This is a genomic window from Kingella denitrificans ATCC 33394 (genome assembly GCF_000190695.1).
GTDB classification, from domain to species: Bacteria; Pseudomonadota; Gammaproteobacteria; order Burkholderiales; family Neisseriaceae; genus Kingella_A; species Kingella_A denitrificans.
This window is the reverse complement of sequence record NZ_GL870929.1, coordinates 1,774,785-1,794,219: the sequence shown is the minus strand read 5'-3', so window position 1 is coordinate 1,794,219 and position 19,435 is coordinate 1,774,785. Positions and strand designations below refer to the sequence as shown.

The 19,435-nt window shown below is 55.9% G+C and carries 18 protein-coding genes; 12 read left to right on the top strand and 6 right to left on the bottom strand.

The features are described from left to right. Positions 1 to 109 precede the first annotated feature (109 nt). Positions 110 to 685 (top strand): hemagglutinin repeat-containing protein, encoded by a 576-nt coding sequence (locus tag HMPREF9098_RS12255; protein WP_169309627.1) that lies wholly within the window; start codon positions 110 to 112, stop codon positions 683 to 685. A gap of 210 nt (positions 686 to 895) precedes the next feature. Then, positions 896 to 1,174 (top strand): VENN motif pre-toxin domain-containing protein, encoded by a 279-nt coding sequence (locus HMPREF9098_RS12250; RefSeq protein ID WP_169309626.1) that lies wholly within the window; start codon positions 896 to 898, stop codon positions 1,172 to 1,174. 186 nt (positions 1,175 to 1,360) lie between these two features. Here the strand turns inward: HMPREF9098_RS12250 and HMPREF9098_RS08945 are convergent, their stop codons facing one another. The 6 genes from HMPREF9098_RS08945 to clpS form a co-directional block, all read right to left on the bottom strand. Next, the gene (locus HMPREF9098_RS08945; RefSeq protein ID WP_003784079.1) at positions 1,361 to 2,779 is read right to left on the bottom strand and encodes a hypothetical protein; all 1,419 of its coding nucleotides are present in this window, start codon (positions 2,777 to 2,779) and stop codon (positions 1,361 to 1,363) included. A gap of 194 nt (positions 2,780 to 2,973) precedes the next feature. Continuing rightward, positions 2,974 to 3,726, bottom strand: a complete 753-nt coding sequence (locus tag HMPREF9098_RS08940) for a hypothetical protein (RefSeq protein WP_003784077.1) — start codon at positions 3,724 to 3,726, stop codon at positions 2,974 to 2,976. A gap of 137 nt (positions 3,727 to 3,863) precedes the next feature. Next, positions 3,864 to 5,222: a prephenate-dependent tRNA uridine(34) hydroxylase TrhP gene (gene trhP / locus HMPREF9098_RS08935; RefSeq protein WP_003784076.1), complete on the bottom strand. Its 1,359-nt coding sequence runs from the start codon at positions 5,220 to 5,222 to the stop codon at positions 3,864 to 3,866. 159 nt (positions 5,223 to 5,381) lie between these two features. After that, complete coding sequence (locus HMPREF9098_RS11220; protein ID WP_003784072.1) at positions 5,382 to 5,837, bottom strand: META domain-containing protein; 456 nt, start codon at positions 5,835 to 5,837, stop codon at positions 5,382 to 5,384. Positions 5,838 to 5,977: 140 nt separating this feature from the next. Continuing rightward, a complete protein-coding gene (gene clpA / locus HMPREF9098_RS08925; RefSeq protein ID WP_003784068.1) occupies positions 5,978 to 8,242 on the bottom strand; it encodes an ATP-dependent Clp protease ATP-binding subunit ClpA in 2,265 nt (754 codons plus the stop codon). Beyond that, a complete protein-coding gene (gene clpS, locus HMPREF9098_RS08920; RefSeq protein ID WP_003784066.1) occupies positions 8,239 to 8,541 on the bottom strand; it encodes an ATP-dependent Clp protease adapter ClpS in 303 nt (100 codons plus the stop codon). The genes clpA and clpS overlap by 4 nt, the downstream gene beginning before the upstream one ends. A 194-nt stretch (positions 8,542 to 8,735) precedes the next feature. On the opposite strand from clpS, the gene HMPREF9098_RS08915 reads away from it, so the two are divergent. From HMPREF9098_RS08915 to HMPREF9098_RS08865, 10 genes are all read left to right on the top strand, one after another. Next, positions 8,736 to 8,939: a cold-shock protein gene (locus HMPREF9098_RS08915; protein WP_003784064.1), complete on the top strand. Its 204-nt coding sequence runs from the start codon at positions 8,736 to 8,738 to the stop codon at positions 8,937 to 8,939. Positions 8,940 to 9,183: 244 nt separating this feature from the next. Then, positions 9,184 to 9,633, top strand: a complete 450-nt coding sequence (gene ptsN / locus HMPREF9098_RS08905; RefSeq protein WP_003784059.1) for a PTS IIA-like nitrogen regulatory protein PtsN — start codon at positions 9,184 to 9,186, stop codon at positions 9,631 to 9,633. Between the two features lie 15 nt (positions 9,634 to 9,648). Continuing rightward, the gene (gene hprK, locus HMPREF9098_RS08900) at positions 9,649 to 10,623 is read left to right on the top strand and encodes an HPr(Ser) kinase/phosphatase (RefSeq protein ID WP_003784058.1); all 975 of its coding nucleotides are present in this window, start codon (positions 9,649 to 9,651) and stop codon (positions 10,621 to 10,623) included. After that, positions 10,604 to 11,449 carry an RNase adapter RapZ gene (gene rapZ / locus HMPREF9098_RS08895; RefSeq protein WP_003784056.1) on the top strand — a complete coding sequence of 282 codons (846 nt, stop codon included), beginning with the start codon at positions 10,604 to 10,606 and terminating at the stop codon, positions 11,447 to 11,449. The genes hprK and rapZ overlap by 20 nt, the downstream gene beginning before the upstream one ends. Positions 11,450 to 11,620: 171 nt before the next feature. Next, positions 11,621 to 12,871, top strand: a complete 1,251-nt coding sequence (glyA, locus tag HMPREF9098_RS08890; protein WP_003784055.1) for a serine hydroxymethyltransferase — start codon at positions 11,621 to 11,623, stop codon at positions 12,869 to 12,871. Positions 12,872 to 13,017: 146 nt separating this feature from the next. Further along, positions 13,018 to 14,556, top strand: coding sequence for an L-lactate MFS transporter (locus HMPREF9098_RS08885; RefSeq protein ID WP_040564408.1), 1,539 nt, complete (start codon positions 13,018 to 13,020; stop codon positions 14,554 to 14,556). Positions 14,557 to 14,786: 230 nt separating this feature from the next. Next, positions 14,787 to 15,653, top strand: a complete 867-nt coding sequence (rsgA, locus tag HMPREF9098_RS08880) for a ribosome small subunit-dependent GTPase A (protein WP_003784052.1) — start codon at positions 14,787 to 14,789, stop codon at positions 15,651 to 15,653. Between the two features lie 139 nt (positions 15,654 to 15,792). After that, positions 15,793 to 16,770 (top strand): malate dehydrogenase, encoded by a 978-nt coding sequence (locus HMPREF9098_RS08875; protein ID WP_003784051.1) that lies wholly within the window; start codon positions 15,793 to 15,795, stop codon positions 16,768 to 16,770. A 248-nt stretch (positions 16,771 to 17,018) separates the two neighbouring features. Then, entirely contained in the window at positions 17,019 to 17,771 is a 753-nt protein-coding gene (locus tag HMPREF9098_RS08870) for a glutathione peroxidase (RefSeq protein WP_003784050.1), read from the top strand. A 193-nt stretch (positions 17,772 to 17,964) separates the two neighbouring features. Continuing rightward, the gene (locus HMPREF9098_RS08865) at positions 17,965 to 19,374 is read left to right on the top strand and encodes a dihydrolipoyl dehydrogenase (protein ID WP_003784049.1); all 1,410 of its coding nucleotides are present in this window, start codon (positions 17,965 to 17,967) and stop codon (positions 19,372 to 19,374) included. Positions 19,375 to 19,435 lie beyond the last annotated feature (61 nt).

Below are 19,435 nucleotides of genomic sequence, written 5' to 3'. Positions count from 1 at the left end.
CTGCTTTGGGATTGGTTCGATACTTTCACATTCTCATTACCTTTAAATAAAGCACAGTTAAAAACACATTTATTAAATGCAAATTTAAATATAAATTCATGTGGACACGATGACAAAGTTCCCCCATGAACTGCCTCGTCCTACCTCCCTCATTACTCCTCCTGTTTATCATTCCCGACCGCCCGTTGCGGAAACCGAGCCGTGCTTTAGTGACTACCGTAGAAACAGCAACATTCACTCCGGCGGCAAAACCCACTGCAGGCTTCCGGTGCAGGCTGCCGCGCAGTTGGGCAATAACGTAAACTTAGGCATTAGTGTTGATGGCAATATTAGCAAAGGCTGGGGCAATGACGAAAGCCACACCCACCGGCATACCCATATTGGTGACAAGGGCAGCCAAACCATCATCCGGAACGGCGGCGACACCTCACTCAGAGGTGCTCAAGTGATCGGCAAAGGCATCCGGTCGGACAGCCGAAACCTCAACATAGAAAGTGTGCAAGACACCGCCGCCTACCATGGCAAACAGCAAAACGGCAGCTTGCAGATAACCGCAGCCAACACCGAAATCAATCAACATCTGGACGGTTTAAAAAACAACTGGAAAAAGGTGAAATCAGCCAAATGGAATATGACAGCCAAATTGCCAACTGGCAGCGCGGACAAGTGCTACTCAACAGCATAGCCGCAGAATTAAGCGCACCGACACAAAGCGCGGTAGGTATTGCAGCGGCAACTGCTTCGCCCATGATCTCCTATTAAGATTGGGCAATACTTCAAAAGTAAAAATACCGAAGGCTCATCTGCCCATATTTTAGTTCATGCGGTATTGGGTGCAGCGGTTGCAGCAGCAGGAGACAATAATGCCCTAGCAGGAGCTATTAACGCAGGCAGTGTGGAAGCAGCTGTGCCAGTAACCAGTACCTGGCTGTATGGAGAAATGGACGGTAGCGCATTGACGGCGGAACAGAAAGAAACCGTAAGCGCAATAACAAACCTTCTCAGAGCGGTAACGGGTGCAGCGATTGACAATAGCAGCACGAATGCCACACAAGACAGCCTGAATGCACAGAATGCTGTGGAGAATAATTATCTAACATCAAAACAACTGATTGAAATTGATAAGGCACATCATGAATGTGGTGATGAAATTTGCAAACAACACATTCTATGATTTTGCAGCAGTTTTGTCATTGCGCAATGACAAAATGGTAGCGAAATAGTGACAAAATGTGTGTGTAACTACAGTACGTCAAGGCGAGTCAACGCCGTATCATTGCAATTTTAATCCACTATAAAAAGTGCAGGCTGCTTTTTCCGCAAATGCATAAATCAGCGAAACAAAAGCAGCCTGCACTTTTCAGGCAATCCTTGCGGCGGGCTCGACATATTCCAACAGCGGCAGACCCGTGGTTCGGGCAATTTTCTTGGCCGTTGCCACCGCCGCCTGACGGTTGTCGCGCCACAGGAAATCCGCCTTCAACAGCCGCACGTCGTTGCCGCCTTCTTTGCCCGCCAGCCAAATTTCGCCCGCTTTCACGCCCATGCTGCTGTATTTTTCGCGGCAGTAGATGCCGCAAAATCCCGATAGCGCATAGTGTTTTTCAGGCTGCCATTTGAAACCGCGCAGGCGGTACACCGTCAGTGTGTCTTCCTGCGCGTTGTAACGCACCTTGTGCAATGTATTCCAAGAGCGCACAAACCACCATGCGGCAAACAGCAGCGCTGCCAGCCAAAATAGTCTCTGCCAACCAAATTCAATCCACACCAGCAGTAGCACAAATGGCAGAAAAAATAGTAGGCGCGAGAACAAAGTGCCGATCGAATACACGGCAAATTCCATCCTGCCTGATGTTTTCGGTGCGGCGCGTTCCGGTAGCTTCGGCTGCGTTTCATGTCTCGCCTGCCTTGCCGCCTCCAGTGCCGCCTTGATTTCAGACGGCTGCCGCCCAACCGCTTGCCTTGTTTTCCCGCCGCGCCGCGCACGAAACACCGAGCGCACTTCCGATACCGCCACCGCCAATAAGCCGAGCGCCAGCAGCCCCGCGCCGAAATACAGCGGCTTGGGCAGACCGCCACTTTGCCAATCCGCCGCCAAACGCAGCAGCCAAACCGCCAGCCCAGTCCATAACCCGGCCGCCACCAAATTCACCGCCTGCCGCCATGCGGGCAAAATTTCCGGCTTCGGTGCGCGCAATTTGGACAAATCGGCTGCCGTTTCTTCTGGTGCGCGGATTTCCGTGTTGATAACAGGGCGTTTGGCCAAACCCGTGGTGCGGGCGATATGGCTTTGGATATTGTCCAACCTGTGCAGAGAATCTTTGTATGGCAGAAAATTTTCCTCCAACACCAAATCGTTTTGCCCGTCTGCCGATTCCAGCCACAAACGCCCGTAATGACCGCGATAATTGTCCCACACCTTTTCCGCCGCCACCGCCGCAAACATCGAAAGCGGATATTCCCGCTGCGCCTGCCAGCCCCAACGCCAACGACCGTGCAGCAGCACGCCGCGTTCCTTGTCCAACCGCAGAAAATCCCGTGCCGTGAACGTACGCCAGTACATAAAACTGCCCAGCGCTGCCCTGCCGAAAAACAGCAGCGCCACCACCACACCGAACATCGCGCCCACCCAGCCGCCGGAAATGTCTGACAGCACATCCAGCCCGATAATCAGCGACAGCAACACCCCCGCGCAGACCATGCCGATTTCTATCGCCAAATCTCCGGACGCGGCCGGATACAGCATCACGGTTTTGCGTTTGTCTTGATTCATCATCATGTATCTTTCGTTTTTCAGGCAGCCTGAAAGTGCGGATTCCAACAGGGTTAGAACCGCGTGTGTGCGTTACGGCTGCATCAACCCCCTTGGCATACTGCCTGCCCGCTCCAAATCCCGCCGCCCTACCCCATTGTTATTTTAATCCGCCATATAAAACGCTCAGGCAAAGAATGCCACCCCGCAAACTTTAAGATTTACGGTTTCAATCCGGTACGGACAAATTTCCGTCCGTCAAAACGGTAAAACATACGCTGCGGTTGGATAACATCATCCTTAACAACAGGGTGGTCGAAAGTGCGTGTGATGGGGTCGTAGTGAAAATAGCCGCGCCGGCCCACATCCGCACCCACGTTAAAGTTGTATTCGTAATTCACAAAATAGGAAGGCTTGTCGAGTGCAAACAGTTCCACAGGCACCAAACGGCTGCCGCGGATTTCGTGCCATGCGGCAGAACGCACGATTCGCGCACTGCTCGTTTGGAGACTGCCAATCAACAGATAAACGCGGCGGCCTTTGAGTGTATCTGTCAAAACCTGATCGACTGAACCGTATTCCTTCCTGTGAAAACGAACCCTGCCGTGTGCGTCTTTAAATCGGATTAGGGTGAGTTCGTGATGCAATGTGCCGCTGTTTTGGGCGTCCCATGAAAAAGCCCGCATAGTGCCGACCGTGCCGGTATCGCCCAATCCCTCTTCCTTTGCGGCATGGAAAGGGCAGCGTTCCGAATCGGCGCGGCGCAAATAGTTTTTAAGGACGGTCTCAAATGTGCGTGCGGCATGTTTCCGCTTGGCCGGATTGGGCGTACCGCTGTAATTGCCGTATTGTTTCATCTCACGATAGCTTTGGGCGAGTTTGGCATCTGCCTGGGCACAGGTTTGGGCAAAGGCCGGCAAAGCAGCGGCACAGGATGCGATAAGGGCGAAAAGCCGGATAGTTGGTTTTAGCATAGAAATCCTTTAATTAATAAGCAGGTTATACGGAATACCGATTATTGATACCGATGCGTTTCAGGCAGCCTGAAACGTGTATTTTTTAACGTGCAGGCTGCTTTCCGAATTCCAAAAAGCAGCCTGCACCCTTGCCGTTACGATTGAATCACCCGCGCCACCAGCGCTTTCTCCCGTCCGTGCATATTCGGAATCTGCACTTGGATGCCGTTGCCGGGCGCGGCGTCCACGTTTTCGCCTTTGCGCTTCATTTCGGACAGGACGATGAGCTGGTTGCCTTTCGGGTGGATGATTTCCAGCGTGTCGCCCAATGCAAAGCGGTTTTTCACGTCAATGGTTGCCCAGCCGTTTTCGTCCACCGCGCTGATTTGGCCGACAAACTGGCTCTGCTTGGCGATGGAGTGGCCGTAGAGGTAGTTTTGGTATTCCTGCGTTTGGTGGCGTTCCAAAAAGCCGCTGGTATAGCCGCGGTTGGCCAGGCCTTCCAGCTCGGCGAGCAGGCTGTAATCGAAGGGGCGACCAGCCACGGCATCGTCAATCGCTTTGCGGTAGGACTGGGCGACGCGGGCGACGTAATACACGGATTTGGTGCGGCCTTCCACTTTCAGGCTGTCCACGCCGATTTCGGCGAGCTTGGCGACTTGTTCGATGGCGCGCAGGTCTTTGGAATTCATGATATAGGTGCCGTGTTCGTCTTCCATAATCGGCATGAGTTCGCCGGGGCGGTTGCTCTCTTCAATCAGGAAGACTTTGTTGGCGGCGGGGTGGCGCTGCTGGCCGTTGATGCCTTCAAAGGCGGCGTTGGCTTCTTCTTGGGCGGCCTGAAAATTGAAACCGCTCAATGATTTCACGTCGCCCATGTCGTCCGTTTCGGTGTCGTGGACTTTGTAGTCCCAGCGGCAGGAGTTGGTGCAGGTGCCTTGGTTGGGGTCGCGGTGGTTGAAGTAGCCGGAGAGCAGGCAGCGGCCGGAATAGGCGATGCACAATGCGCCGTGCACGAACACTTCCAGTTCGATGTCGGGGCATTCTTGGCGGATTTCGGCGATTTCGTCCATGCTCAATTCGCGCGACAGGATGATGCGTTCCATGCCGATGTTTTGCCAGAATTTCACACCCCAATAGTTGGTGGTGTTGGCCTGCACGGACAGGTGCACGGGCATGTCGGGGTATTTGTCACGCACTTCCATAATCAGGCCAGGATCTGCCATGATGAGTGCGTCGGGTTTCATGGCGATGAGGGGCTGCATGTCGGCGTGGAAGGTTTTGAGCTTGCTGTTGTGCGGCAGGGTGTTCACGGTGAGGTAGAATTTTTTGCCGCGCGCGTGGGCTTCGCTGATGCCTTGTTGCAGCACGTCCAGTTTGGCAAATTCGTTGTTGCGGGCGCGCAGGGAGTAGCGCGGGCTGCCGGCATACACGGCATCGGCGCCGAAATCGAAGGCGGTCTGCATGCGTTCGAGGCCGCCGGCGGGGAGTAATAATTCGGGGGATTTTTTCATGATGTGTGTCCTGAATCGCTCATAAAAAGTTGCGGGCCGTATCAAAAACAAACCCAATCCGCGCTATTTTAACGCGGATTGGGGGTTGGGTTGTCGGAAAATGTGCAGGCTGCTTTTAGGGCCATTCAAAAGCAGCCTGCATTTTGTTTTTGCCTGCCGTCAATCCTGTGCAGGCTGCTTTTGCGTTTCAATCAGCTTTCTGCCGCGCCCGTCCAGCAGCCACAGCGTTTTCCCGCTGATACGGTAGCCGGCGGTTTGGCGCAATGCGCGGCCGATTTGGTCGTCCGCCTGCATTAACGATTCGTCCGGACAGGCCATGAGCGTGGACATGGCGTGCGACAAATGCAGTCGGCGTCCTGAAATGCGGTAGTTGACGGATAGGCCGTTGCAGCCGCCGCGAACGGTCAAACGGCCGTCGGCGCGGATGCTGACCGTCAGCGGGGCGGCGGGTGCTGCGGCCTGGATACGGCGCACCTGCCAGTCGCCGTGCAAAGGATGTGTTACGGGTGCAGGCTGCTTGGACTGCGTGCCTGCGTGTTCCATGCCGTGTTGCGCGGCTGGGGCGGCTGCGGCCATCATCAGTGCGGCGATGGCAGAAAGTATTTTCGTGTTCATAACGGCCTCCTGGTCGGTTGGTTGGTCGGGTAAATCGGTAATGCCAATGGGCGGCGGGCGGCTGTTCCATCAACATAAGGATACTCTGTTTTATAAAGTGCAGGCTGCTTTTCGGCTCACCCCAAAGCAGCCTGCACTTTTCATGCCGCCGCCGTTTTTTTCGCGCGCGGTTTTCTGAACGACAATTTCGTCTGCTGCGCTTTGCCGTCCCAATCCAGCCACACGCTGCCGCCCTCCGTCAGCCGCCCGAAGAGCAGTTCGTCGGCCAACGGTTTGCGCACGACTTCCTGAATCACGCGGTGCAGCGGCCGTGCGCCCATTTGCGGGTCGAAGCCTTTTTGCGCCAAATGCCGCCGCAGCGCATCGCCGAAAGCAGCCTGCACTTTTTTCTCGGCCAACTGTGCGGCCAGCTGCGCCAAAAATTTGTCCACCACCTTGTCCACCATATCGCCCGACAGCGGCGCAAACGGCACAACGGCGTCCAAACGGTTGCGGAATTCGGGCGTGAATTGTTTTTTGATGTCGGCCATTTCGTCGCCGCGTTCGCGTTGCGAAGTGAAGCCGAAGGTGGGGCGGCTCAAAGCCTCTGCGCCCGCATTGGTCGTCATAATGATGATGGTGTTGCGGAAATCCGCGCTGCGGCCGGTGTTGTCGGTCAGGCGGCCGGCGTCCATCACTTGCAGCAGCACGTTGTAAATATCGCGGTGTGCTTTTTCGATTTCGTCCAGCAGCAGCACGCAATGCGGATGTTTGTTCACCGCTTCGGTCAGCAGCCCGCCCTGTTCGTAGCCCACATAGCCGGGCGGCGCGCCAATCAGCCGTGCCACGGCGTGCGGCTCCATATATTCCGACATATCAAAGCGTTGCAGTGATATGCCCAAGGCCTGCGCCAACTGCTTCGCCACTTCGGTTTTGCCCACGCCGGTGGGGCCTGAAAACAGGAAGCAGCCCATCGGCTTGTCGGGCTGGCCCAATCCGGAGCGCGCCATTTTCACGGCGGACACCAGCACGTCAATCGCCGCATCTTGTCCGAAAATCTGGCGTTTCAGCGTATCGGACAGGGTTTTCAACGCCTGTTTGTCGTCGTGCGACACGGTGGTTTCGGGAATGCGCGCCACTTTGGCGATAATACGCTCGATTTCGCCTTTATCAATGTGCGCCAACCGTTGTGCAGGCTGCTTTATCTGCTGCGCCGCACCCGCTTCGTCAATAATATCAATCGCCTTGTCGGGCAGGAAACGTTCGTTGATGTATTTCGCCGACAATTCCGCCGCCGCCTGAAACGCGTCGTCGCCGTATGCCACGCCGTGGTGCTGCTCGAACATCGGGCGCAAGCCTTGCAGAATCTGCACCGTTTCCGCCACGCTGGGCTCGGCGATGTCGATTTTCTGGAAACGGCGGCTCAATGCGTGGTCTTTGCTGAAAATGGTGCGGTATTCTTCGTAAGTGGTCGCGCCGATGCAACGCAGCTGCCCCTTGGCCAACGCCGGTTTGAGCAGGTTGCCCGCGTCCATGGTGCTGCCCTGCGCGCTGCCCGCGCCGATAATCGTGTGGATTTCATCGACAAACAGCACCGCATCGGGCACGGCGGCCAGTTCTTTCAACACGGCTTTGAGCCGCGCTTCAAAATCGCCCCGATATTTCGCCCCTGCCAGCAGCGCGCCCATATCCAGCGCAAACACAGTGGCATTGGCCAGCACTTCCGGCACTTCGCCCTGCTCGATTAAATAAGCCAAACCTTCTGCCAGCGCGGTTTTGCCAACACCGGCCTCGCCCACCAACAGCGGGTTGTTTTTGCGGCGGCGACACAAAATCTGCAACACGCGCTCCATTTCCGCCTGCCGCCCGATTAACGGGTCGATACGCCCCGCACGCACTTCTTCGTTCAGATTCACGGTATAGGCCGCCAACGGTTCGTCTGCCAACGAATCGGGCTCTTCCTGTTCGGCGGAAAAGTGCAGGCTGCTTTTTTTGCCGTGCGACATTTCTTTCAACAGATTTTTGCGCTGTATGCCGTGCAGTTGCAACAAATACGCGGCAGGGCTGTCTTCCTCCTGCAAAATGGCGGGCAGCAAATCGGCAGGCTGCACTTCGTCCTGCGATGATTGCTGCACATGAATCATCGCCCGCTGCACCACGCGCTGGAAGCCCAATGTCGGCTGCGGGTCGATTTGATGGTCCGCCAATCCGCGCGGATACACCGGCGTGTTTTCGGCAATGCTTTCGCGCAACTGCATCAGCAGCAACGCCAAATCCACGCCCTGGTCCTGCAACAATTCCGCCACCGCAGAATCGCCCTGGACCAAAGCCAGCAGCAGATGTTCCAAACCTACCAGCTCGTAACGCGCCAAGCGGGCATCTTCATACATCATCTGCAAAATCGGTTCCAATTGCGGGGAAATCATGACTGCGCCTCCTGCACAATACACATTAACGGATGCCCTGCCTCATCGGCTGCCTGCAAGACCTGCTGCCGCTTGGTTTCGGCAATATCACGCGTATATACGCCGCACACGCCGCTGCCTTCGTGGTGTATTTGCAACATCACGGCCACCGCTTTTTCATGATTTAGAGCAAATATTTCAGTTAAAACGGCAACCACAAAATCCATCGGCGTATAATGGTCGTTCAAAAGCACAACAGCATAGCGCTTTGGCGGTGTCAATTTTTGACGTTGGATAATTTTTTCGGTTTTTTGGCTCATAAAGAAATTTCTGTTGTGTTTTTGACTATTTTAATGAAATTTTATGCTTCCACCCAAATAAAACTTGACGGATTTTGTTAAAATAGGTAAAACAGAAGTCGGCGAAAGACAGGTAAACATGAGCTGGATACCTGTGCAAGAGTTGTATTACTTTCGCTGTTTTTTCATTTTTATCCTTAAGAAAGTAACACTCTATGGCAACTGGTATTGTTAAATGGTTCAACGACGCTAAAGGCTTCGGCTTTATTACCCCTGACGAAGGCGGCGAAGATTTGTTCGCACACTTCTCTGCAATCAACATGGAAGGCTTCAAAACTTTGAAAGAAGGCCAAAAAGTCTCTTTCGATGTTACCACCGGCCCTAAAGGTAAACAAGCCTCAAACATCCAAGCGGCATAATATTGCCGGCCTTTAAAAAAGGCAGCCTGCAACGGCTGTCTTTTGTTATTTACGGCGCAAAAAAGCAGCCTGCACAAGGTTTTCAGCGTGCAGGCTGCTTTCAGTTGCCAAGCCCTATTTCACACACTTTTGATTCAAAACAAGTTTGCCGTCTTTACACGGATATTTCGCCCAAAAAGATTGTCGCAAACGTAAGCAAGCGTTAAAATCCGCGCCCAATCCATTTACAAATATACACACTTTTATGAAAGCCATCAGCGAAATCCTCCCTTTGTCCCGCGTGGTGCTGGACATGGAAGCCAGCAGCAAGAAACGCCTCTTTGAACAAGTAGCGCAACTGCTGCACGAGCAGGTCGGACTGCCGCAATCGGACGTGTTCGACTGCCTGGTTGCCCGCGAACGTTTGGGTTCGACCGGCTTGGGGCACGGCGTGGCCATGCCGCACGGCCGCCATGCTGATGTGCAGGCTGCCTGCGGCGTGTTCGTGCGTCTGAAAGAAGCCGTGGATTTCGATGCGCCCGACAACAAACCCGTTTCGCTGGTCTTCGTGCTGCTCGTGCCCGAATCGGCCACAGGCGAACATTTGGAAATTTTGTCGCACCTGGCCGAACGCTTTGCCGACAAAAACGTGCGCGACGCGCTTTTGGGCACGCAGGATGCCGCCGCCGCGCGCGACCTGCTCATCAATGATTAAACCAAAAGGAAGCCCATGCCCAGTATTTCGGTACGCCGCCTTTATCAAGACAACCAGCGCAAGCTGCAAATGTCGTGGACGGCGGGCACGGCCGGCAGCGACAACCGTATCTGCGTAGAAGCCGACCGCCCCGCACTCGCCCTTGTGGGGCATTTGAATTTTATCCACCATAACCAAGTCCAAGTGTTGGGCGTGGCGGAAGTGGCCTATTTGGAAAAGCTCGAACAAGCCGAACATTCCGCCCGCTTGTCCGAGCTTTTCGATTTTCCGATGGCGTTGGTGATTGTGGCCAACAACCTGCCCGTGCCGCAAAGTTTGCGCGATTATTGCCACACGCACGATGTGCCGCTGCTCACCTCCGCGCTGGAAAGCCCGTATTTGATGGACGTGCTGCGGATTTACCTGCAACGCATGCTGGCCGTGTCCACCATCAAACACGGCGTGTTTCTGGATGTGTTTGAAGTGGGCGTGCTGCTCACGGGCGCATCGGGCTTGGGCAAAAGCGAATTGGCCTTGGAGCTGATTTCGCGCGGGCACAGCCTGGTGGCGGACGATGCGGTCGAGCTGCACCGCACCGCGCCGGAAGTGCTGGAAGGCCGCTGCCCGCCCATGTTGCGCGATTTTCTGGAAGTGCGCGGCGTGGGCGTGTTGAACATCCGCCACATGTTCGGCGAAACCAGCATCCGTCCGAACAAAGTGCTGAAGCTGATTATCCATTTGGTGCCGGCCAATGACGATTACATGAAAACCTTGGACCGTTTGAGCATCCGCACCGAAAACGAAGAAATTCTGAATGTGAAAATCCGCTCGGTCGTGCTGCCCGTGGCGGCAGGGCGCAACTTGGCGGTGCTGGTGGAGGCGGCGGTGCGCAACTATATCCTGCAACTGCGCGGTAAAGACAGCACCAAGGAATTTTTGGAGCGGCATCAAGCCATGTTGAACAAACCCGACCCCGATGGCGAGTTAAACGATGAAGATAGTGCTGATTAGCGGTTTGTCCGGTTCGGGCAAATCGGTGGCGTTGAACCTTTTGGAAGACCACGGCTTTTACTGCGTGGACAACCTGCCGCTGGAACTGATACCCGATTTGGTGCGTTATCACAGTGCAGGCTGCCTGCAAACGCGGCAACTGGGCATCAGCCTGGACATCCGTTCGCGGCCGAATACCGACACGGCGGTGCGCTTGATTGAACGGCTGCGCGCGGATGGGCACGAAGTGGACGTGCTGTTTTTGGAGGCGGACAACGACGTCCTGCTGCGCCGCTTTGCCGAAACGCGCCGCAGCCACCCTTTGGCGCACGAACGCGCAGGCAGCCTGCACGACAGTTTGGCAGACGAACGCCAATGGCTGCTGCCCCTGCGCAACCTGGCCTATTGTCTGGACACGACGCACCTGACCGCGCAGCAGCTGCGCCACCGGGTTGCGCAATGGTTGGATGCGGAACACAACAGCCTGCTGGTCAGCATCGAATCGTTCGGCTTCAAATACGGCAGCGCGCCGAGTGCCGACTTCGTGTTCGACGTGCGCAGCCTGCCCAATCCCTACCACCAGCCCGAACTGCGCCCGTTCAACGGCATGCAGGAACCGATTATCCGTTTCTTGGACGGCCAGCCGCTGGCGCAGGAAATGCTGCACGACATTGCCGGCTTCATGCGCAAATGGCTGCCGAAAATGCAGGACGAAAGCCGCAGCTACGTTACCATCGCCATCGGCTGTACGGGCGGCCAACACCGTTCCGTGTACCTGACCGAACAACTGGCCGCACAGCTCCGGCCGCAATTTCAGGTCATCACACGGCATCGGCAAATGAAATAAGGTTTGCCGGCGCACCTTCAAAAGCAGCCTGCACCCCGCCCGGACGAGTGCAGGCTGCTTTTTCATCCAATCAACCGCTTAATCCGCCATCAGCATAAAATTCATACAGGCCGCCCGCAAAATACCTTACAATCCCATACTCTTTCCCCAACCCTTCAAAAGGATTTCCCCATGTATTCCAAAAGCCTCACCATCGCCAAATACGACCCCGAACTGGCCGCCGCGATTGCCGCCGAAGTGGAACGCCAGCAAGACCACATCGAACTGATTGCTTCGGAAAACTATGTGAGCTGCGCCGTGATGGAAGCCCAAGGCAGCCAACTGACCAACAAATACGCCGAAGGTTATCCGAACAAACGCTATTACGGCGGCTGCGAACATGTGGACATTGCCGAACAACTGGCGATTGACCGCTGCAAAAAACTCTTTGGCGCGGAATACGTGAATGTGCAGCCGCACTCGGGCAGCCAGGCCAACCAAGCGGTGTACGCTAGCGTGCTGAAACCGGGCGACACCATTTTGGGCATGAGCCTCGCACACGGCGGCCATTTGACCCATGGCGCGAGCGTGAACATTTCCGGCAAGCTGTATCACGCCGTTACCTACGGCCTGGACGAAAACGAAGTGTTGGATTATGCCGAAGTGGAACGCTTGGCATTGGAACACAAACCCAAAATGATTGTGGCGGGCGCATCGGCCTATGCATTGCAAATCGACTGGGCGAAATTTCGCGAAATCGCCGACAAAGTGGGCGCGTACCTGTTTGTCGATATGGCGCACTATGCTGGCCTGATTGCGGGCGGAGAATACCCCAACCCCGTGCCGTTTGCCGACTTTGTCACCACCACCACCCACAAAACCCTGCGCGGCCCGCGCGGCGGCGTGATTATGTGCCGCGACAACACGCACGAAAAAGCCCTCAATTCCGCCATTTTCCCCAGCCTGCAAGGCGGCCCGCTGATGCACGTGATTGCGGCCAAAGCTGTGGCGTTTAAAGAAGCCTTGGAACCCGAGTTCAAACAATACGCCAAACAGGTCAAAATCAACGCGGCGGCGATGGCGGAAGAATTGGTGAAACGCGGCCTGCGTATTGTTTCCGGTCGCACCGAAAGCCATGTGTTCTTGGTGGATTTGCGTCCGAAAAACATCACCGGCAAAGCGGCGGAAGAAGCCTTGGGCAAAGCACACATTACCATTAACAAAAACGCCATTCCGAACGACCCCGAAAAACCGTTCGTCACCAGCGGCATCCGCGTCGGCGCGGCGGCGATTACCACACGCGGTTTCAGCGAAGCCGATGCGCGCGAGCTGGCCAATCTGGTGGCAGACGTGTTGGACAATCCGACCGACGAAGCCAATCTGGCGCAGGTGGCGGCCAAAGCCAAAGCCCTGTGCGACAAAAACCCTGTATATGGCGCATAACGTGCCGACATGATTTCGGCAGCATCGCCCAATCATGAGTGCAGGCTGCTTTTGAAGATAAAAAAGCAGCCTGCACTTTTTTGTCCCATCCATATCCACAATTAAGAATAAAACCCCATCAACCTCCACTTCGTAAAAGGAAAACCATGTCGTTCCTGGACCGCCGCCATTCCGTCGCCCCCATGCAGTTCAATCGCTGGCTCGTGCCGCCGGCCGCATTGGCGGTGCACCTTTCCATCGGGCAGATTTACGCCTATTCCGTCTTCAACGCGCCGCTGACCAAGCTCATCGGCATCACCCATTCCGCACCGGAAGACTGGACGCTCGCCACTGTGGGCTGGGTGTTCAGCATTGCCTTGGCCGTGCTGGGCGCGTCCGCCGCGCTGTTCGGCACTTGGATGGAGCGCGTGGGCCCGCGCAAAGCCATGTTTGTGGCCGCCTGCTGCTTCGGCGCGGGCTTTCTGGTAGCCGCATTCGGCGTGCATGTCCACAACATCTGGCTGGTGTATTTGGGCAACGGCGTGATTGGCGGCGTGGGTTTGGGGCTGGGCTACATCGGCCCCGTGTCCACACTGATGAAGTGGTTTCCCGACAAACCCGGCATGGCCACCGGCTTGGCAATTATGGGCTTCGGCGGCGGTGCAATGCTGGCTTCGCCGCTCTCGGTGGCGCTGATGCACACGTTTGCCGGCGCACATTCCGTCGGCGTGGCGGAAACGTTTGTGGTGCTGGGCGTGCTGTATTTCGCGCTCATGCTGTTCGGCGTGTTCACCATCCGCGTCCCCGCAGACGGCTGGAAACCGAAGGGCTACATTGCGCCGTCGGGCAAGGCTCAAACAAGCGGTACGCAAAACGTCAGCGCGGCCGCAGCGGTGAAAACGCCGCAGTTTTGGCTGCTCTTCTGTACCCTGTGCCTGAACATCACCGCAGGCATCGGCGTTTTGGGGCAGGCCAGCGTGATGATTCAAGAGCTGTTTTCCGAAACCTCGGTGGGCGCGGACGCGGCGGTGAGTGCGGCCGCAGCGGCCGGGTTCGTGGGGCTTTTGAGTTTGTTTAATATGGGCGGGCGCTTTTTCTGGTCGTCCATTTCCGACAAACTGGGGCGAAAAAACGTCTATACCGTCTTTTTCGTGCTGGGCGCGATTTTGTACTGCCTGATTCCCAGCCTGGGCGAAAGCGGCAGCAAAGCCCTGTTCATTATCGGCTTCTGCGTGATTATTTCCATGTACGGCGGCGGATTTGCCGCCATTCCGGCGTATCTGCGCGATTTGTTCGGCACTTACCAAGTGGGCGCGATTCACGGCCGAATCCTGCTGGCGTGGTCGCTGGCGGCGGTGCTGGGCCCCGTGCTGGTGAACTATATCCGCCAAGGGCAGATTGACGCAGGCGTGCCGGCAGCGCAGGCATACAGCATCACCATGTACATCATGGCCGGCCTGCTGGTTTTGGGGCTGCTGGCCAACGCATTGGTTAAACAGGTGCACGCGAAACACCACCTGCACACCATTCCCGAAGCGGCACACAGCGGCAATCCTGCCGATGAAACCGCGCTGTCCGATGCCTATCTGGCGGCGGAAGAGATTTCGCACGGCGGCTTTGCCGTATGGTGGCGTTGGCTGCTGGTCGGCATCCCGCTGGGCTACGGCGTGGTGATGGTATTTGCGAAAGTGGTGGATTTGTTTTAATCCGCTCATCGCCAATCGGTGCGCGCAAATAGTGCAGGCTGCTTTGATGCGGCGGTGTTCATGGCGTTGCGCCGCCATACCCACGCAAAAAGCAGCCTGCATCCCAAACATCCAACGTGCAGGCTGCTTTTCAGGATTTGGGCAATGCAAAAGCAGCCTGCACCTTTGCAAAAGCCGAAAATGTGAGTACAGTAGCAAATGCACCGCCCTTGACGAAGGAGACAGAATTCATGCACGAAACCGCCCAAATCATCACCAGCTACGGCCGCCGCTACATCGTCCGCACGAACGACAAACGCACCTACGAAGCCAGCACGCGTAGCAAACGCAGCGATTTTGCCTGCGGCGACTGGGTCAGCATCGACATATTGAACGACGAGCAGGCCGTTATCGAAGACGTGCAGCCGCGCCAAAGCCTGTTGTACCGCCAAGATGCCTACAAATCCAAGCTCATCGCCGCCAACGTGACCCAGCTCCTGATTGTGGTGGCCGCCTCCCCCACCCCCAGCGAAGCCTTGCTGCAACGCGCCCTCATCGCCGCAGAGGCCGCACAAATCAACGCCGTTATCCTGCTGAACAAAACCGACCTGCCTGGCACGGAATACTGGCGCGAACGCCTGTCGTTCTACACCGAATTGGGCTACAACGTCATCGAATTGTCCGCCCAACAAGACGTGCGCCATCTGCTGCCCGTTTTGTGGAACCACACCAACATCCTGCTCGGCCAAAGCGGCATGGGCAAATCCACCATCACCAACGCGCTGCTGGGCGACGACCGCGCCCGCACCGCCGACATTTCCACCGCGCTCGATTCGGGCAAACACACCACCACCCACGCACAGCTTTATGATTTGGACGAAGAAACCCAACTCATCGACAGCCCCGGCCTGCAAGAATTCGGCCTGCACCACCTTGCCCCCGAAAAACTGCCCTGCTACTTCCCCGATTTGCACCCGCTGATGGGCCAATGCCGCTTCCACAACTGCACCCACCGCGCTGAACCCGACTGCGCCTTCAAAGCCGCCGCCGAAAAAGGCGAAATCCATTGGGAGCGGCTGGCGCTGCTGCAAAAAATCACCGACGAGCTGATGCAATAAAAAGCAACCTGCACACAGCCAAACGCCTTGAACATCCACCGGTAAATTGCTATGATAATCCAGCTTTACCATTTTTAACGCAATCACACAATGCAGGCTACCTTGCCTGCAATCTCAACCCACTAATGGAGAATTGGTTATGAAAAAACCCGTACGTGTTGCCGTCACAGGCGCAGCCGGCCAAATCGGCTACGCATTATTATTCCGCATTGCCTCCGGCGAAATGCTGGGCAAAGACCAGCCCGTCATCCTGCAACTGCTGGACTTGCCGCAAGCCCAAAAAGCCGTACAAGGCGTGATGATGGAACTGCAAGACTGCGCCTTCCCATTGCTCGACAGCATGATTGCCACCGACAACCCCGAAGTCGCCTTCAAAGACGCCGACATCGCCATCCTGGTGGGTGCCCGTCCGCGCGGCCCCGGCATGGAACGTGCCGACCTGTTGCAGGCCAACGCGCAAATCTTCACCGTTCAAGGCGCGGCATTGAACAAAGTCGCCAGCCGCGACGTTAAAGTCCTGGTGGTCGGCAACCCAGCCAACACCAACGCCTACATCGCCATGAAATCCGCCCCCGACCTGCCCGCCAAAAACTTCACCGCCATGCTGCGCCTCGACCACAACCGTGCCGCCAGCCAGCTGGCCGAAAAAACCGGCAAAGCCGTGCGCGACATCGAAAAACTGTGCGTTTGGGGCAACCACTCGCCCACCATGTACGCCGACTACCGTTTTGCCACCATCGGCGGCGAAAGCGTGAAAGACCTGATTAACGACCAAGACTGGAACGCCAACGTATTCCTGCCCACCGTCGGCAAACGCGGCGCGGCCATCATCGAAGCGCGCGGCCTGTCTTCCGCAGCTTCCGCCGCCAATGCCGCCATCGACCACATCCGCGACTGGGTGCTGGGTACTAACGGCAAATGGGTGACCATGGGTGTGCCTTCTGACGGTTCATACGGCATCCCTGCCGAAACCATTTTCGGCTTCCCCGTTACCTGTGAAAACGGCGAATACAAAATCGTACAAGGCTTGGAAATCGACGCATTCAGCCAAGAACGCATCGACAAAACGCTGGCCGAACTGCAAGCCGAAAAAGACGGTGTTAAAGACCTGCTGTAATACCGGCCGATAGCCGAATGAAAGTGCAGGCTGCTTTGGGGCGATCCGAAAGCAGCCTGCACTTCCTTTTCCGCCCTGAAACGGTGCACGGCAGCCGCATAACGCATTGAAAATTTAATTGCCCGCCCATTTCCAATAGCTTTAAACAACCCATACTATTGCCATAATAAATTGCAAATAATTCAATAAAGTATTTATAATGGCGGCTCATTCATTCAACAACGCAAACTTATTTTGGAGATTTCATTATGTCAGTTCAAATTAAAACTGCTGCCGAATTGGAAGGCAAAAATGTACCTTCAGTCGTATTCCACACCCGTAAAGACGACGCTTGGGTAGACGTTTCCACAGACGACCTGTTCAAAGGCAAAACCGTTGCCGTATTCTCCCTGCCCGGCGCGTTCACCCCAACCTGCTCTTCTACCCACCTGCCACGCTACAACGAATTGGCCGCCGAATTTAAAAAACGCGGCGTGGACAGCATTGTCTGCATTTCCGTGAACGACACTTTCGTGATGAACGCTTGGTTGGCTGACCAAGAAGCCGAAAACATCATCGTCGTACCGGACGGCAACGGCGAATTCACCAAAGGCATGGGCATGCTGGTCAGCAAAGAACAACTGGGCTTCGGCGACCGCTCTTGGCGTTACTCTATGCTGGTGAAAGACGGCAAAATCGAAAAAATGTTCATCGAACCCGTGAAAGACGGCGACCCGTTTGAAGTTTCCGATGCCGATACCATGCTGAAATACATCGACCCGACTTGGGTTCCGCACGAGTCTGTATCCATCATCACCAAACCAGGCTGCCCATTCTGCGCCAAAGCCAAAGCTTTGTTGAAAGAAAAAGGCTACGCTTACGAAGAAATCGTGCTGGGTCGCGATGCATCCATCACTTCCGTTCGCGCCATCACCGGCAAAGCCACTGCGCCTCAAGTGTTCATCGGCGGCAAATACATCGGCGGCAGCGATGATTTGGAAGCATACTTCGCCAAAAAATAAGTATCGGACGTGCTGATGACCGGCTACCGGCCATCATTGGCGGCCACCCTTTGAAATGAAGGCAGTTTTTCCTCCTTTTCTGCCCTCATTTCCCTGAATAATCCCAGGGTTATTCAGGCAGCCTGCACTTTGGATGAATGCAGGCTGCCTGAGTAACTCTTTTTCTTAACCCGTTGTTTTAAGGAATCGCAAAATGAAAAAATTGACCGCAGATGTTGTCGTGATTGGCGCCGGCACGGCCGGTATGGGCGCGTTCCGCAATGCGCTGCTGCACACACAAAATGTTTACCTGATTGAAAACCACACCTACGGCACTACTTGCGCGCGCGTCGGCTGCATGCCGTCCAAATTGCTGATTGCCGCCGCAGAAGCACGCCACCACGCATTGCACACCGACCCATTCGGCGTACATTTGGACAAAGATTCCGTGCAAGTGAACGGCAAAGAAGTCATGGCGCGCGTGAAAGCGGAACGCGACCGTTTTGTCGGCTTCGTGGTGGAAGACGTGCTGGCTTGGGACGAAAGCAAACGCATCATGGGCAACGCACGCCTGCTGGACGAGCACACCGTGCAAATTGACGACCACACGCAAATCCACGCCGACCGCATCGTCATCGCCACTGGTTCGCGCCCTGCCATTTTCCCGCAATGGGAAGCCTTGGGTGACAAATGCATCGTGAACGACGACGTGTTCTCTTGGGACACGCTGCCTGAAAGCGTTGCCGTGTTCGGCGCGGGCGTGATTGGTTTGGAACTGGGCCAGGCCTTGAAACGCTTGGGCGTGCGCGTGGAAATTTTCAGCGTGGGCGGTGCTATCGGCGGTATTTCCGACCCCGTGGTTTCCGAACAGGCCAAAGAAATCTTCGGCGCAGAGCTGCCATTGCACCTGAATGCCGAAACCGAAGTCGCGCTCAATGCGGACGGCAAAGTGGAAGTGAAATGGTCGGACAACGGCGAAAGCGGCGTGTTTGTGGCGGACTATCTGCTCGCTGCCGCCGGCCGCCGTCCGAATGTCGATAATATCGGCTTGGAAAACATCAAGATTGAACGTGATGCGCGTGGTGTGCCGATTGCTGACCCATACACCATGCAAACCAGCGTGCCGCACATTTTCATTGCCGGCGATGCGTCCAACCAACTGCCACTGCTGCATGAAGCGGCCGACCAAGGCAAGATTGCCGGCGAAAATGCAGGCCGCTTCCCCAATATTCGCGAAGGCCTGCGCCGCAGCATGATTGGCGTGGTGTTCACCAATCCGCAAATCGCTTCTGTCGGCAACCGTTTCGCCACTTTGCAGCAACAGTTCGGCGCAGAATTCGAGCAGCACGTTGCCGTGGGTGAAGTATCGTTCAAAAACCAAGGCCGCAGCCGTGTAATGCTGGTCAACCAAGGCCATCTGCGCGTGTACGCCGAAAAAGCCACCGGCCGCCTTTTGGGTGCGGAAATGGTCGGCCCGGCGGCGGAACACCTTGCCCACCTGCTGGCTTGGGCGCACCAGTTGCAACTGACCGTGCCGCAAATGCTGGATTTGGCGTTCTACCATCCGGTCATCGAAGAAGGCCTGCGCACCGCGCTGCGCGATGTGGCGGCCAAACTGGATTAACCGCCCGTCAGCATACAAAAGCAGCCTGCACTTTCTCCAACAGGAAGGTGCAGGCTGCTTT

Excerpts from the sequence above, each read along its gene's own strand:
- HMPREF9098_RS12255 (WP_169309627.1), top strand. The coding sequence starts at position 110 with ATGACAAAGTTCCCCCATGAACTGCCTCGTCCTACCTCCCTCATTACT.
- HMPREF9098_RS08945 (WP_003784079.1), bottom strand. The coding sequence starts at position 2,779 with ATGATGATGAATCAAGACAAACGCAAAACCGTGATGCTGTATCCGGCC.
- HMPREF9098_RS08940 (WP_003784077.1), bottom strand. The coding sequence starts at position 3,726 with ATGCTAAAACCAACTATCCGGCTTTTCGCCCTTATCGCATCCTGTGCC.
- trhP (WP_003784076.1), bottom strand. The coding sequence starts at position 5,222 with ATGAAAAAATCCCCCGAATTATTACTCCCCGCCGGCGGCCTCGAACGC.
- HMPREF9098_RS11220 (WP_003784072.1), bottom strand. The coding sequence starts at position 5,837 with ATGAACACGAAAATACTTTCTGCCATCGCCGCACTGATGATGGCCGCA.
- clpA (WP_003784068.1), bottom strand. The coding sequence starts at position 8,242 with ATGATTTCCCCGCAATTGGAACCGATTTTGCAGATGATGTATGAAGAT.
- clpS (WP_003784066.1), bottom strand. The coding sequence starts at position 8,541 with ATGAGCCAAAAAACCGAAAAAATTATCCAACGTCAAAAATTGACACCG.
- HMPREF9098_RS08915 (WP_003784064.1), top strand. The coding sequence starts at position 8,736 with ATGGCAACTGGTATTGTTAAATGGTTCAACGACGCTAAAGGCTTCGGC.
- ptsN (WP_003784059.1), top strand. The coding sequence starts at position 9,184 with ATGAAAGCCATCAGCGAAATCCTCCCTTTGTCCCGCGTGGTGCTGGAC.
- hprK (WP_003784058.1), top strand. The coding sequence starts at position 9,649 with ATGCCCAGTATTTCGGTACGCCGCCTTTATCAAGACAACCAGCGCAAG.
- rapZ (WP_003784056.1), top strand. The coding sequence starts at position 10,604 with ATGAAGATAGTGCTGATTAGCGGTTTGTCCGGTTCGGGCAAATCGGTG.
- glyA (WP_003784055.1), top strand. The coding sequence starts at position 11,621 with ATGTATTCCAAAAGCCTCACCATCGCCAAATACGACCCCGAACTGGCC.
- HMPREF9098_RS08885 (WP_040564408.1), top strand. The coding sequence starts at position 13,018 with ATGTCGTTCCTGGACCGCCGCCATTCCGTCGCCCCCATGCAGTTCAAT.
- rsgA (WP_003784052.1), top strand. The coding sequence starts at position 14,787 with ATGCACGAAACCGCCCAAATCATCACCAGCTACGGCCGCCGCTACATC.
- HMPREF9098_RS08875 (WP_003784051.1), top strand. The coding sequence starts at position 15,793 with ATGAAAAAACCCGTACGTGTTGCCGTCACAGGCGCAGCCGGCCAAATC.
- HMPREF9098_RS08870 (WP_003784050.1), top strand. The coding sequence starts at position 17,019 with ATGTCAGTTCAAATTAAAACTGCTGCCGAATTGGAAGGCAAAAATGTA.
- HMPREF9098_RS08865 (WP_003784049.1), top strand. The coding sequence starts at position 17,965 with ATGAAAAAATTGACCGCAGATGTTGTCGTGATTGGCGCCGGCACGGCC.